The following is a 15,878-nucleotide window of genomic DNA, read 5'->3' on the forward strand; positions in this document are numbered from 1 at the left end:
CCCTCTATAAATAATCAAATTTTACCTGGTAACATATAATATCTTAATGTTATCGGTATCTCTATAAATCGATAATCTATATTCATAAATTCTGATGGAAAAAGTGTATTACAGGTTTCACAAAAGAATCTTCCTTTAAAGTCTTTATTAGAATATTCAACTGCTGTTATTATCGAAAGATTTTCTTTTAACGCATAAGCTAAACTAACTCCAATTCTATAATTAGTTTTATCATAATGAGTTGCATATTCACCATGTCGATCAAAATTAATTCGTTCACTACTTAGATTTTCTTCAATACTAGTGGTTAACCCTATGCTTAACTTACTTAAATTATTTTGTGCCTTAACTTCTTTTCCACAAATCAATGCTATAGCAAAAGTTATTACTATTCTTTTCATTTTTAAAATATGTTGTTCATCACTATATAGTTCTCAAAACCTTGACTTCTTACCTGCATTTTTTTTTTAGTGCAAGTACATCAAAACCCTTACTTATCTAACTACATACGCATTATCCCTCATCATAAAGAAGAGTTTCTTCTTTCCTTTTATAAATAATAAAGCCTCTCTAAAATTAGAGAGGCTTTATCTGGTCAAAATCTATCAAAAATTTAATTATTCAATTACCAACTTACGTTGTAATTCTTGACCTTCATAATTTAGTTTATATACATAGATACCACTTGATAACACATGTTTTTCTGCAATACCATTCCAATCAACAGTATGTAATACATTCCCTTTTACTATATCTGATACAAAAGTGTATACTTTTTGTCCTAATACATTATATAAGCTAATGTTTACATGTCCGTCTTCTGGGATACTATAACTAATCTGTGTAACATCGGTCATAGGGTTAGGTATATTTTGTCCTAAACTTAATCCTAATACACCGTTTAACACTACTTCTTCAGTTTCGCTATTAGGCGTATAATTTAACACATATGGTGTTTTCATCGTACCTAATGATACTGAGGTATCAAAATCCTCTACATTATCCAAAGTCACTATCTTCTCTCCATCAAATAACTTGAATGTAATCTCTTCATTTGATGAGCTACCTCCTATACCGATAAAGTAGTGATATTTACCTTTTACTAATTGTGTTTTTGATACTCCTCGTAGCTCTTCTCCTGCAAATGCTGCTATCATATACTCTTTTGAGGTATCTAATTGTGCTGCATTTACTACCGCTGTCATATACATAAACCTTAAGTAATCTCCTCGATCTACTTTCCAGTTTAATTGTGTTGCTGCATCTATAGTTGATAAACTTGCTTCACTCATTTTTGAAGCTTCGCTTGCTCTATCTATTAATCCACTGTAGTTTAATGTCATTGCATTTGTTACATCCATTGTATATCCATGTCCTGGTAATAAATGCGTCAAAGCTCCTACCCAACCATCTTCTGCTGTATATTCTGCTCTAAGTCCTCTACCTTCTATACGATCACCTATACTTATTCTTGATGATGATGTCAATGATCGTAATGCAAAAGCTGGTCGTTGTAATTCACTTGGTAGAAAGGCTACTGCTGTAAGTTCTTTCTCTGTTATATTTCCATCTCCTTCTGCATCACCCTTTAAAGCTATATTCGTATTAACATCTACTGGAGCTCCTGATACTATTAAGGTTATTTGATCTCTGCTTGATCGCTGTAATACATATGATTTACGTATATCTATAGTATTTGGATAACTTCCTTGCGCTATCAATATTCCATTGGCATCTGCTATAGCTATCGGGTTTAAATCATCTAGCGTCTCTGCATCTATCAATTTAGCTCCTGCAGATAATCCTTCTATAGCATCTAATGATAACGTATGTACCATAGGATTATCACTTACATTAAAACTGATATCAAAGTTTCTACCACTCACCACAATTCTACGAGTTAGCGTACTCCCTACAGTAAAAGTTACAGGCACAGTTTGATTACCTATATTTCCTCTAAAGTCAAAATCATAGCGTTCAACAATATTCTCATACTCTGTACATTCTGAAGCATTCCAGACTCTAAAACTTAGTCTCTTTCCATTGTCACTTCTATCACCAAATACAGATAATTCTACTAACCCTCTTGAATTTACATTTGTTGATCCTCTAAACTCTCCATCTATATATGCCGCTACAATATCGTTTATATCTGTAGATTGCTCTCCACCGATCATTAAACGACTCGTGAAATCAGTAGACCCTAAGAAATCCCTAGCATCAAATCCATTATCATAATCTGGTACCACACAATTGGTAGTAATCTCTAGTGTAAAACTTTCTATTCCTAAAGATTTCCCTGTAGTCGTCGGATTTGATGAATTATCAAATACCTCTGCATATACTGTTGTATTATGCATTCCTGGCGTTAAAAACGGTGCTACTACAAATTCTAAATTACGTTCTGTAGCTTGAGCTGCAAGCGATAATCTATCTCTATCAGCTCTTATATTTCTAATAGTTCCTCCATTATTCTCTCTTACCGATAACCATACAGGTAATCGTCTAAAGCGATATTCTACTGGAATTCCACCTTGGCTATTATCAAAATCAACATCATCTATAATCAGTTCTTGTCCTTCTATTTGTGTACGATCAACATCATTTTGACTCCATCGTATTGCATTTAAGTTGACAATAAAACTTCTTGAAGCACCTTCTATATTATTATCTGTAACATCTCTTAATCCTCCATCTGTTATCAGCAATGTTAATCGCGCTCCTTCTAGATTTGCCAATGAACTTAATGGTCTAATATTAAGTACTGTTCCGCCGGAAGACACATTGTGTTCAAATTCTAAGCTTGTTACCATTCTACTTACGTCAAGTGGTGCGGCTTCACCGCTATCATCATGGAAAATCTCTCCAACTTTGGTTGTAGCTCTTGCATTTCCTGTATAATCTCTAACAACTTCTTGAATACCATCAACTTCTAAGGCAATATTATCTAATACAAAGTATGCTACCAAATCAGTCTCGTTTCCTAGCAATTGACCATCTAGGTTTTGTACTATCTCTATTGGTGTTCTTGCATCTGTCCATATACGTACATCATCGATACCTCCTACATAAGATTGTCCTCCTACTTCTGGAGAAATCATTATAGATGCTGTATTAGTAACTCCTATAGTATATGATCCTGAGCCTACTGGTTCTCCATTAAAATAGATCTGTATAGCATTGCTACCATCATATACTGCTGCAACATGTGTCCATATTGATGGCTGAATTGTTTGAGTAGAACGTACCTGATCGTTGATCTCTATATGTCCTGATGGTGTTAATGCTACCTTATAATTATTCCCTTTTTGTAAGATTGGCACTGCTGTTTCTGATGGAATAGCACTAGGATTAACCCACATCTCTACTGTAAAAGCTTCTGGCGCATTAAATACAGGACGATGTGGAATTTCAACTTCTACTTCTGGTGTTCTTAATTCTGCAGAAACCAGCGCTCTTGGTAATCCTCCTAAGATTCCTCTTAAGGCTACAGAATTTAAATTAACTGTTGCTGGGTTTATAGGCCCTGAGAACGTTGCCGAAATTGATCCCGAAGTATAAATCCCATTATTTGCTGGATTTGTACTCACTAAAACGGCTGCTGTTTTGTTAATAGTTCCTGAAATAAACTCTGTAGGATTATTTCTTGCATTCGGGTTATTACTCAGCGGATCACATATAGGTACTAAACGTACGCTATAATCTCCATTAGCTAAATCCATCTCTGCAGTATATGTCACAAATCCATCTGTTTGTAAATTTGCTCTTAGCACTGCCGCGTCTAGAGTTACTAATTCTATTCCTGTATTATTTCCTGTTATAGCATATTCTATCGCTACCTGAAAATCACTAGTCTCTACAAAATCTTCTGGCTCTGTACCCTCTGGAATTTCTCCTATAATATCTAATAATCCTGGAATTCTAAACCTAAAATCCAACTGATTATTGCTATTATTGTTAATCACCCAATCTTTGATAGGTTTTGCTACTTCAGTATTATCTACACAAGGCGCGCTAAAATCGGCTGTAAAAGTAATCTCTTGTACTGGTCTTATACCACTATTAAAAGTCTCTGGTGCATTTGCTCCTGCTCCTATTAATCGATATTCATCTTGACGATAGGATTGATATAAGAATCCTTCTCCTCCTTGTTCACAGTCTGCAAAGAAACGTAATCGTATATCTTCGTATTTAACATTTTGACCAGCATCAGCAGGATTACGCTTTACTACCATACGAACTGGTGCATCTAATTCTTGTTGAACTCCTACTGGAGAATTCTCATCTAGTCCAAAAGAAAATGATGCTCGATTCCCTGCTACACTATTAAGATCTACTCCTCCTACTTCTACTTGAGCTCCATTTAAATTTGAAGAATTTATCAATTGTACATAATACACTTTACGGGTATTATCTTCTGCTAACTGTGTATTACGTAAGGTCAGTTCATATTCTATAAAATCATTTCCTCCGTTAAACCCTGTGGCATTATCTATTCTGATTTCTACTGCTTGACGTGGTTGAGTACCTGCTTCAAATGGACACATACTACGTCCTGAATAGACTCCAAACATAGGGGATCCAAATTCTGGATCTGGAACAACTGCTGTAAAGAATTGATCTCCATCATCATCATCATTAAAGGTAAAACTCTCTGTTACAGCATTACTAAAGCTATTATTTTCTGTATTTGTTCGTGTTCCTATCACTTTAGCACTAGCTCCATAAGAGAACGTTCCTCCTGCAATATTATTGGTATAACTTCCACTAAATCCTGCTCCTGCTCCACCTCCAAAGTTAGAACCATTATCTTCTGTTATAGTTCTAGTAAAAGAATAATTAACTGTTGGTCCTGCACTAAATACAAACCCACTTTGTCCTAATCTTGTAAACTGATCTAAATTATTAAGTGTTGCTGGGATTTCGTTTTCTTTATCTTCAAGTACTCTAACATTATTAATTAAGTCTTGATACGTTGTTCTATCCCTTTCTAGAACTTGATCGCTTTGAATCTTATATACTAGATTGTCTCTCTTTTTCTTATTATTAGCTACATGGTCTTTCCATATTTGGACTTGGCTTTTTAGATCATTTATATTTAAACCTTCGGTTTGATTTGCTATCTCTTTTTCTAAACCAGGAATGATCACATCTAAAATCTGTTGTTGTGTTATAACAAAAGGGGTTTGTTCTGTGATAGCAGGGACTCTAGTTTGCTCTTTTACCACTCGACAACTCTCTATCTTAATTTCATTTCCTGTACTTACAGAAACCACATCTGTAGTTCCTATAAAAACATCTGCATCTTGACCTACATAAGTATCAAAAGAAGGTGTTGTTATACTTCTATTTACAGTCACACTTCTTCCATTTCCTCCTGTATTTCGATATGAAAAACTAGCTTCTGCTGTCGCTGCTAGATCAACAACACTTCCTACTACTGTATTTTCTATTTCTAATGTAGCTCCAGCTCCTACTCCTACAAACGTTCCAGTAGACATTTTTACTTGAAAATCAAGTCCAGCTCCTATAAACGCAGATGCTGTGATATCTGTTCCTTCAGAAAAGGTATATGCCGTAGAGAATGAAGTTCCTTCATGTAAGGTTGCGGTACTATTATCTCCTGGCGGATCATGTAATACATGGAGTATAGTAGGATTAGTTAATGTAAAATCTGCATTTCCTTGTTGTACTCCCGTCACTATTGCAGCTGTAGTAAATGTCTTTGTTTCTCTAGCACTGGAAATCCCTCGTTGTGCCGTTGCAGTAAAATTACGCAAAAAGCTTTCTGATGGATCCGCAGCTACTATAAAATTAGCGCTATTAACTTCAAATTGTAATATAGCATTCCCCATTTTATTAGTAATTACTTTTTGAATACCATCACCTAACCCTCTAATTAAATCTCCATTAATATTAACTGTAATATCTTCTAGTGTACAACGTACACCATTATATTCTTCAAATACAGTAGTTACTGCTACTATTTGATCAAATTGTTTAAATACATAACGATTAGTACAACTAGGATCTATTACTATTTCATCTCCTAATTCCGTTTCTCCTTGATCATTTTGAGTATCGCTTAACTTATAAAACCTAGTTTCTACTTGCATTTCATTACGATACTCAACATCTTCAATAGCGTTTCCTTGTCGTAAATCTACGGTAGTATTTACTGTATATGTTGGATTTTGTGTACTTGTCAATGATAGTTCATAGGTTCCTGGAATTAATCCATTTACTGTAAATACTTTTAACTCATCATTAAAGTTAGCAGCGCTAATAGTACGAACAAATGACGGTTCTCTAACATCGGCTCTTGTAATCGTTCCTGTCCATTCTCCTACATTGTTATCACAAGGAATCACGATATTCCCTATTAAACTATGTCTAGTTAAATTTACAAAGTCTAATTCTGTAATCGCTTCATCTACATTGAGTGTATACGTATCTCCTTCTGGGTTATATCGTTCATTTGAGGCTATATATTCAAAATGAACATTACGCTGTAAGGGAGCTCTTGCACTATCATCAAAGCTTGCATCTCCAAAAACTCCGAAATAATTATTATTCGTTGCCCCTTCTTCTACAATCGTATTTACTGCTCTAAAACTATTCTTACTATGTTCAAAGGTATATCTTAGACTTAATCCGCTCGATACATCATCATTATTATCTTCTGCAATATTATCTCCATCAGCAATCATTCTTAACAAGGCTTCTGAGTATGCTCCTATACGATATTCTAATTCATCAATATGTCCTGCATAAAAATCTGTTTTTGAATCAGTTTCTGCTGATGCATTTTCTATATGAGTTGCTCCCAAATAAGCTTTGGTATTAAAATCTAAAGTTCCTACACCTGATGGTAAAGGGATCACATCATAATTCCCATCAAAAAGTACACGTATACTATTATCGGCTTCATTTATAGCTACAGCAAAAAACTCAAAATCATTTTCTTCTATTCCTGGTAAAGTTACTTGCTTTACTTCTTGATCATTTAAACGTACCGAAAATACTGCCTCATCTATCAACTGAACTTTTAAACTTCCATGATGTAATATAGTTTGCGTAGTTCTTACAGTTGCATTTGGGTCATTATCGATTGTTCTTCTATAAAACCCAGTCCATGTCAATTGATTTTCAGTAGTAACAAGGGATTCTTTTAACGCTGCATATCCTGTTGTTCCTTCAAAGAAAATACTGGTCTCATTTTGTTGGTCATTCTCATTTGCATTTATATGTGTGCTTTGCAATATCGTTGGATGAATAGAGAATGTTTGCCTTCCTTGTGGGCTATCAAATCTAAACGATCCATTTGAATTAGTTCCTATAGCTTCTCCTGTCTCATTATTTCTTAATACACCTCCATTTACTTCTATAGCAGTACCTGTTAATACAGGATACACTGTCTCTCCATTTCCATTATCAATTATATATTGTACTCTTCCTTGAATCTCAAAAGTCGAGATATCTACAAATTGATCGATACTACTCTCAGCTTCTGTAAATGTTAATTGTTCTGCAACTTGCTTAAATCTAGTCTCTGGACTAAATTCACGATTAGGTAAACTTGGTGTAAATGTATACCCATAATCACTATCTGTAGTTAAACCTCCTGGTAATGTAGCAAAGCTATAATTCCCGTTTTGATCTGTTACCACTCCATATGTAATTGGTGGAATATCATTATCTTGTGTTGTAAATGCACTTGATGATCTTCCTACTAATCTTCCTCTAGTACCTATTGCTTGATTATAAATCTCATGATCTCCTGTCAAATCAAAACGATAATATGCTATTAAATTAGTATCATCTGCTCCTAAGATAAGGTCTTTATACGTAAAAACTTCTTCTGGAGTACGTGTTGTTTTCCAGATACGCAGTTCATCTAATAAATAGTTATTATGTACCTCATGATTAAAAGAAAATTGAGATACTCGATTTAATCCCACTATAAAAGGTGTTGTCGTTATAGCATCTGCTCTTCTTGAGTTCTCTAAATCTGGTGCTAACCCACCATCAACATATAATGCTCCTCCTGTAGGGCTTACTGATAAGGCATAATGATGCCAGTCTGTAGCATCTCCTTTAATAGGTGCTTCTAAATATACAGCACTACCTAAATACACCTGAATCTTATCCTTATTGATTCGAATCTCTCCTGTATCTAATTTAAATACAGTATTAACATCTGTACTACTCGTTGGTGTTTTATACCAAAATTCTATTGTAGCTACTCCTCTTGCTTCTTCAAATACCTGCACATTATTGATAAATATTGGAGCGCCACTGCCTCTTACATATAGTACACTATTATTAGGTTGTGCAATAGTTCCATCATTTAATACGGCTTCAACTTTTACACCTTGTACTCCGCTTTGCCCTTCGGTTACGACTCTACCGTTTACTTCTCCATTATGGAATACAAACCCTGTATCTATTCCTTCTATAGTTTCTCCATCATTCATAGTTCCTATCACCGTGTATTCATAGATATGTCCTGGCACTATTCCTGAATCAAACTCTTCAAAAAACTCTGATACATTTGTTCTCGCTATTTCTTCTGGAGTTATCTCTATATCACTTACTACGCTAGATTCAGCACCTCCTCCAAGTTCTCTTCTTCTAACCTCATACGAAGTTGCTCCAGCTACATGAGGCCAACGTAAACGCACACTATGTGTTCCATCGATTCTAATATCCGCACCATTTCCATCACTTGCTTGTAATAAAATAGCATCTAAATTAAATATAGGATGATCTGCCATAGTATTAACATGAGCAAATTGTGTTTCCCCTTGATCTCTTCTTACTTTGGTACGTATGCTTGAATAGGATAATAACGGAATGGCTTCTGTAGGATTCTCTACCGTACTTAATGCATTATACCATCTCGCTTCTTTTAATTGTGGAAAATTTGCTACCGACACATCCTCATCTGCTTCTACATAAGCTATTACTAACCCTAAACGATTAAAATCTCTAAGCATAACCTCACTAGCATTAAACAGCGTACGAAATCTGTTATCTTCTAATTGCGCTTTAGTTCTGGCTCGGTTCCACGCTCTATATTCGGCTAGAAGCATATGATCTGTCCGCCCTGCAGTGATATATAAATCTTCTGCAGATACCGTAAAGTTTTGTAATGAAACTCTACGAACCCCATCAATATAAATACTAAATCGATTCCCAGTTTCAAAAACTAATCCAAAATGATACCACGTATCATTTTCTAATACGGCATTACCAGATAAACTAATCTCTGGAATTACAACATTACCATTAGTAATACTAATAGTTGTAGGGGTTACTCCTACTTTAAACTCGTTACTCCCATCTAATAAATTTGTAAGTTCAAACTTTTCAAATGGATTTCCATTTTCTTTTTCTAATCGTACCCAAAACTCTAGTGTTCCTTCTCCTGCTTTACCTGCATTAATAAGGTTTGTTTGCAATCGTGTTTGGGTATCATAATACGATTTATACCCTCCATCTGCTAATAACTGTGCTACATAAGGTCGCGGTGCTACATCGTCTTGTGCTATGGCTAAAAGGCTAAAGCATAGCATCCATAAATACAATAATTGTGTTTTTATTTTTTTCATATGCTTTATTTTTTAAAAAGTATTTGTAATTCGCTGCATTACAAAACGATAATCATCATTAACTTCTCTTCTTTCTAAGGTTCCATTAATGGAAGTATTATCTGTATTTCTACCTCTTTCGAGTAAAAATTCAACACGACCTCCTCTAAAACTTCCAAAAACACGATTATGTGTACTTCTGATATAAAACCTTCTTACTACAGAACTTTGTATAGAAACAATATTAGCATCATTTTCTGCATTTATATTGCCTTCTTTTTGTAATACAATATGCCATCTAAATGCATTGTTATTTTTTGCATTATTATTTTTTTCAAAAGTCACAAGTTCTTGTCTTTCTCCTGATAGAATTAAATTACCTCTCTTTAATAAATACTCTGGTTTTTTTGCTGAAGCAATCAATACTTCTCCAGGCTTCTCTTCTATCGGAATGATGATAAAAGTATCTCCATAATCTTTATTTTCGTCTAGAGTTCTTCTCGTGATATCTCTTAATACTGCTACATTTTGTTTTACATCATGAGAAAGTACTTGTGTCGAATTAGGAGAACCTTCATCTCCTTTAACACTAATAAATCGATACAAATAGGTGTCATTTTCTTGTGCTACCACACTAGAAATCCCTAGTAGTAATATCACCATAAATTGATATATTTTTTTCATTTTTTTGTTTTTATTTACCTTAGATAAAGACAAAAGGTATCCTGTTCATTGTTTAATTTTTTTTTAACAATGAGAGAACATACTAATCTAATAGTCTTATATCTAAAGGGATATTGATGTTTGATACGTTATTGTTTTCGGTACAATTTTATGTCGCTTCGCTTTATAAAATCACTCAAACTAACAACTCAAACATTTTTGTTGGATTTTTATTTATTCATTGCAGCTTCTAAAGCTTCAATTTTTTTCATTAATTGTTCAATCTTTTCTTCTTGATTGATCGTATGCAATGTCAACTCTTCGACTTTCTCTACCAGAATGGTATTGATTTGTCCTATATTCATCCCTTCTGCTATCACTTGTGCTTCTGTAGGCATATGAGGTAAATGTTTATTTGCTTTGATATAAGTTGCAACTTCTTTAAGTGGCATTAAATCATAATCTTTTGCAAATACATAATCTGGAAAAGATGTTACATTTAATCGTACTTGATCTGTTGTAATCACTCCATCTTGCATACGCACCATTTCTTGATTTTCTCCATTATAAAAAGCAATAACATCGTTTGTACCATTATTATCTGCCTCAGGTTTAAACTTTAATGGTCCATTAGATCTAATTTCTCCTCCGCCATGATTACCTCTTATCAATAAATCAATATTTCCGTCTTGTATAATAACCATTTCTTCATTTGATGAATTTCTAAACTCAATAGAATCATCTCCAGAATTATCTACATCTGCATGTAAAACTAAAGGTCCCCAACTTTGATATTGACCATTATCTACTCTAACATTTCCTGCATACACATGAATTCTTTCTTGTGGGCTACTTGTTCCTAACCCCACATTACCTTGAAATTCTGTGTTAGTTTTTAATGTCGTTAAAGTCCTCTGGATAAGTAATTTTTCTGATGTCCCTATTTTAAATCTAAAATCATCAGCTGCATGAGCTCCATTATTACCTCCATTGTCAGAATCCGCAATAAAAGTCAACCTTCCAGAAGTATTTATTTCTGAGAAAGGTTGTAATAAAAAATTGATTTTTGTTCCACTAAGAAAATCAATCCCTGTTTTATTAATTTCTGCAACATATCTATTCGTATAATTTCCACCTCCAGGATATGATTGAGCTCTATCCTCACCTACCTGAAATCTAATATTTTCGGGACCTCCATCTAGATTTACATTATCCAAATTTGATCTAATGTAAACTCCTTGATTTGAGTCCAACGAATAATAATAATGTGCTCCAATAGCGGGTCTAAATTGAGCTTCTGCTTCTTGCATACAAAATACAATTCCAATTGCAATTAAAATTTTTTTCATTTCCTTCTTTTATTTATTAAACATTTTTTATTGTTTTTCTTTTAAAACTATATCGAATACCTACAGCTATTCCCAAAAGCTATATTTAACTTAGTACAGACAGTTTTTAGAGATTAAATTCCTTTGCTATTAATAATACTAGCTTATCAAAACTTGGTATCTTCTTTAAAAATCGACTTTATTTATATAAGGAAAGATATAATCACATCTCCTTGCCTTTACAGCAATACATTTTATTCTATATGATTTGATATTAGCTTAATAATAATTGTAGTGAATCTTTAATAAGGTGTTTGGATAGCTATTATTAAACTTAAGGAAGAACTTATTTGCTAATTTTTTCTTTTAATTGTTCAATAATTTCTTTCATTTGCTGAACTTCATTTTTAAGTACTCTAAGTCCTTTAAGTTCTTTTTCTTGTTTTATGGTGTAAAGTGTTAATTCTTCGACTTTCTCTACCAATAATGAATTGATTTTTGAAACATTCATACCATTTTTCACCACATGCGCTTCAGTTGGCATTTTAGGTAAATGCTTATATTTTTGTATATACATATCCACTTCTTCTAATGGAAGTAAATCATAATCTTTTGCAAAGACATAATCTGGAAATGAGGTTACATTTAATCGCACTTGATCTGCTGTAATCACTCCATCTTGTATACGTACCATTACTTGATCTTCTCCATTATAAAAAGCAATAACATCGTTCGTACCATTATTATCTGCCTCAGGTTTAAACTTTAATGCCCCATTAGATCTAATTTCTCCTCCTCCATGGTTACCTCTTATCAATAAATCAATATTTCCATCTTGTATAATAACCATTTCTTCATTTGATGAATTTCTAAACTCAATAGAATCATCTCCGTTATTATCTACATCTGCACGTAAAACTACAGGTCCCCAACTTTGATATTGACCACTATCTACTCTAATATTTCCTGAATGCACATGAACTCTTTCTTGAGGTCTATTAGTTCCTATTCCTATAAAGTTATTTGCGATAAGATCAGCGTTAAATATAGATCTACTCGCTAGTTCAAGTCCACCACTTAATGTTGTCATACCTGCTACATTAAGACTCCCATTTAGTGTTGCGCTATTGGTTACTTCAAGACCACCATTTAATGTTGCTTTTCCAGAAAACTCACTAGCTTGATGAACTGAGAATCTATTTCTAACTGTAGTCACATTTCTATTTATCGTAAAAGCAGTTTGACTTCCCATCTCAAAAAAGAATCCTTCTACTCCAGGTGATGAAGTATCTGCATCAGCTCTAAGCAATACAGATCTACCACTGTTTACTAATAAGTCAAAGCTTTGAGCACGGGCAGTGAAGGCCCCCAACCCTAATACTATACACGATAAAATTTTAATAGTTTTTCTTTTCATGATTTTTTAGATTTTACATTATATTTTAATTTGAAAGTTCAAATCTCTTTAAAAACCATTATTTTTTTAATGATCGAAATCACGATAAAAAAGCAATCACATTGTATTTCTAGTCACCCTGTTTATCAGTAAACAAGTCAAACAACTATAAACAAATACGTTATATTTTTCTTGTTCTAATCTTCTATTTTGTTAAAAGTGTATTTTTTTATTTTTTAACATTTCTTTACTTCTTTATTCTTTTTTGATATCACAGTTTTTACTAATTATTAGATTTTAATTCTTCTATAACAACTGTGAATTTGTAGTTTAAATACTATTGTTTTATAAAAAAGAGGTGTCATCTATGATAACTCATCTAGATTTGCATAGCCTTTTATTGTTAATAAAAATCATTCAAAAGTTATGAATATAGAGGCTATGATGCTACAGTACTATTTCTCTAAAAAAACAAACCCCATTATTCATTGTTATATTAATGAATAATGGGGTTTGTTTTTATGCTTTTTAAACAACTATAGATATAATTGATAATGTACCTATAGTTTAAAGTTTTATTATTTTTATACTAAAGTTATTTTGGCTTTTTAAAAGTCATTAAACTAGGCATAATTTCAATATATCCTATACGTATAATGAGCTTTCTTTCTTCTTCTAGATTTTTCAACAGCTTATAAAGTGTCACCCTAGACATTCCTAAATCTGAATACATTTCTGTTCTTGAAAGGTCTATCTTATTAGTATTCAAAATCTCAACTTGATCTTTAAGATAACAAATCAGTTTAGTTTTAAAATCTAATCTGAAAAAGTTAGAAATATTTTCTAATAATTTTTGACTTATAAAATGATAATACATGGTCATCATCTTATTAACATTCATATTGTGGAACTTTTCTAAATTACTTAACTCCTTACTCTCTACCCAAATTACCTCACAGCTTGTTAAAGAAGATATTGCAATTTTTGCTTTTTTATTTTTAAAAGCATTCATATTAGCTATTATATTATCTTTTTTTAAATAATATAGAAGAGATTTATTGTCTATTTCGTCAAATGATACTTTAAAAACCCCATCTGTAATGAATGTTATTGTGAATGTTTATTTATCTTACTCAAGATTTTGACTTTTTCATCTTGATCATGCTCATTTTTCTTGGATGATTAAGAATTATCGCACAAATGTATATTCGGTAAAAAGAAGGTAAAAAGGATTATGGTTCGATATGAGTATTATAGACCTATTATTCTTTTTCAAAAAGACAACACACTCAAAAACAAAAAAATAACGATCATAAAAAAGTAATATGATGTAAGTTCAAAATACGTATTTTGAACTTTTGAAGTAATAACTATACGTATTATGGTCATTTATACCTGATTATTTTCAAAAACTATGACCTTATTATTATAACTTAAGCTTGCCAAAAATTTTCTTCTATAGGTAAAACAAAACCATTTTATTTTACTGCGATATACCAATATATAAAAGTCAGTTGTATTCTACAACACTATGATAAGTGTCGTAAAAAAATTACCATTAGTTTAACATTTATATTGCCATAAATTTTCAACAAATCATCTACTACTTCTAAATTCATTTTTTTATTAAAACTATTCAAACTATTTTTTATAGTATTTTAGCCCTTATACTAATAGTAGCAGGTGATTATTTATGTTAACAACAATTCAAATTATAGCTCTAATTCAAGGTGTTTTTCTACTAATTGTTCTTTTTGCCAAAAAGGATAATTATAAACGTCTTAATTTCTGGTTATTATTTGTAACCATCGCATCACTACTGCTTCATATTATAGGAGATGATGACTTTAATTTAATACAACCTGAAGCCAATTGGTACTTCTTCCATTCTCCATTAATAATTACACTTTTCTATTTACTAATTAGATACCACAACTCTAACAACAATACGTTTCAAATAAAAGATTTGTTACTTTTTATACCTTATTTTATTTATGTAATACTCCAGTCTTTTGAGAATACTCCTGGTATCAAAAACAATGCTGTTTTTGTTATTTCTGAAGGGATTATAACAACTATAATGCTATTTTATTTATCATTTATAATCCTTGATATTAAGAAAAATAAAAAAGAACAATGGATGTTATTCTTTATTGTTCCATATTTTATTGTGTATCTAGTTGATTCTGTTCCGTATTATTTTACTGGGGAACACGACGCTATACCTTTCTTAGAAAGTTATGGAATTATTGGTTTATCTGCTTTATTACTTTACATCATATTATTTAAGTTAGTAGTTTCTCCCAAAACAGTATTACCTAATAGAGAACTTAAAAAATATAAAACATCTAGTCTAAATGAACATAAGGTTCATACTTATATTAAAGAATTCCTTAGACTCATGGATGAAGAGAAACTCTTTATGGATAATTCTATTACGGTTAATCAGGTGGCAAAAAGAATGGGAATACCTAGACAACACCTTTCTGAAATATTAAACATACACATAAAATCTAACTTTCAAGATTTTATAAACAAACGCAGAGTAGAAGAATTCGTTACTTATCTACAAAATGATAAATACGCTAATTATACCATTATGGGTATTGCCAATGAAGTAGGATTTAAATCCAAATCTTCGTTTAATACTACCTTCAAAAAAATACATGGTATAACACCAAGTCAGTATAAAAAATCATTAACCTCTCCCTCTTAGTTTTATTATTCTTTTCTCTTAAAAAGTTCAAAATACGCATTTTGAACTTCAAAAACACTTATAAAAAACACTACGAAAGACATTAAAAAACAGCTATTTACAACCTAAAACACATGTAATATGTCTTTAATACTCATGTAGAACCTTCTTCATTTTTTGATTTTCTTTAGCGGCTATACATT

The 15,878-nt window shown here is 32.3% G+C and carries 7 protein-coding genes; 1 reads left to right on the forward strand and 6 read right to left on the reverse strand.

The features are described from left to right. Positions 1–14: 14 nt before the first annotated feature. From ACYEKI_RS19000 to ACYEKI_RS19025, 6 genes are all read right to left on the reverse strand, one after another. Positions 15–401 carry a porin family protein gene (locus tag ACYEKI_RS19000; protein WP_459212797.1) on the reverse strand — a complete coding sequence of 129 codons (387 nt, stop codon included), beginning with the start codon at positions 399–401 and terminating at the stop codon, positions 15–17. 216 nt (positions 402–617) lie between these two features. Next, positions 618–9,614 (reverse strand): LamG-like jellyroll fold domain-containing protein, encoded by an 8,997-nt coding sequence (locus ACYEKI_RS19005; protein ID WP_459212798.1) that lies wholly within the window; start codon positions 9,612–9,614, stop codon positions 618–620. 12 nt (positions 9,615–9,626) lie between these two features. Next, entirely contained in the window at positions 9,627–10,277 is a 651-nt protein-coding gene (locus ACYEKI_RS19010; protein WP_459212799.1) for a hypothetical protein, read from the reverse strand. A 209-nt stretch (positions 10,278–10,486) separates the two neighbouring features. Beyond that, positions 10,487–11,605, reverse strand: a complete 1,119-nt coding sequence (locus ACYEKI_RS19015) for a hypothetical protein (RefSeq protein ID WP_459212800.1) — start codon at positions 11,603–11,605, stop codon at positions 10,487–10,489. 325 nt (positions 11,606–11,930) lie between these two features. Next, positions 11,931–13,001, reverse strand: a complete 1,071-nt coding sequence (locus tag ACYEKI_RS19020; protein WP_459212801.1) for a hypothetical protein — start codon at positions 12,999–13,001, stop codon at positions 11,931–11,933. 574 nt (positions 13,002–13,575) lie between these two features. Continuing rightward, positions 13,576–13,992: a cyclic nucleotide-binding domain-containing protein gene (locus ACYEKI_RS19025; RefSeq protein WP_459212802.1), complete on the reverse strand. Its 417-nt coding sequence runs from the start codon at positions 13,990–13,992 to the stop codon at positions 13,576–13,578. A gap of 681 nt (positions 13,993–14,673) precedes the next feature. Between ACYEKI_RS19025 and ACYEKI_RS19030 the strand changes: the two genes are divergently transcribed. Beyond that, on the forward strand, positions 14,674–15,696 hold the full coding sequence (locus ACYEKI_RS19030) for a helix-turn-helix domain-containing protein (RefSeq protein WP_459212803.1): 1,023 nt from the start codon (positions 14,674–14,676) through the stop codon (positions 15,694–15,696). Positions 15,697–15,878 lie beyond the last annotated feature (182 nt).

Source organism: Aquimarina rhabdastrellae, assembly GCA_947387485.1.
In the GTDB taxonomy this organism is placed as follows: Bacteria; Bacteroidota; Bacteroidia; order Flavobacteriales; family Flavobacteriaceae; genus Aquimarina.